The sequence below is a fragment of the Mesorhizobium sp. M8A.F.Ca.ET.208.01.1.1 genome (assembly GCF_004791315.1).
Classification (GTDB): Bacteria; Pseudomonadota; Alphaproteobacteria; order Rhizobiales; family Rhizobiaceae; genus Mesorhizobium.
This window is the reverse complement of record NZ_SRUT01000087.1, coordinates 1-387: the sequence shown is the minus strand read 5'-3', so window position 1 is coordinate 387 and position 387 is coordinate 1. Positions and strand designations below refer to the sequence as shown.

The window sequence follows — 387 nt, the reverse complement described above, 5'->3', positions numbered from 1 at the left end:
GTCCCACAGAGTGTAGTCGATCGGCTCAAACATGCCGGCCTGACTCATAGGGGGATATGCCTGCCCCTGAACGAACGCTGTGTCCCAATTGACCCGCCCAGCTTCGTTCATTGCCTTGACCTGCGGCTCGGAGAAATCGGCCGTCACGTCGACCACCTTGATGCCGGTCACCTCGCTGAAAGGCTCTAAGACCCGTTTGCGAAAACCTTCCGTGAACGAACCGCCAAAAGAAAACACGACGACCTCACCACTTCCGGCGAGCTTGTCCTGTGCGAAGGCGGTGGTTGCCCGAGCAATCGCCGGGACGGCCATCGCGGCTGCCGCCGTCTGGAGCAGGGTCCGACGACTCAAGCCGGACCGCGGAGATCCATGGTTCGTTGATCTAGA

General features: G+C 60.5%; 1 pseudogene. It reads right to left on the bottom strand.

Features of this window, described 5'->3' with window-relative positions:
* Positions 1-312 (bottom strand): annotated as a pseudogene (locus EN851_RS34405) (hypothetical protein); the annotation flags it as partial.
* Between the last annotated feature and the right edge of the window lie 75 nt (positions 313-387).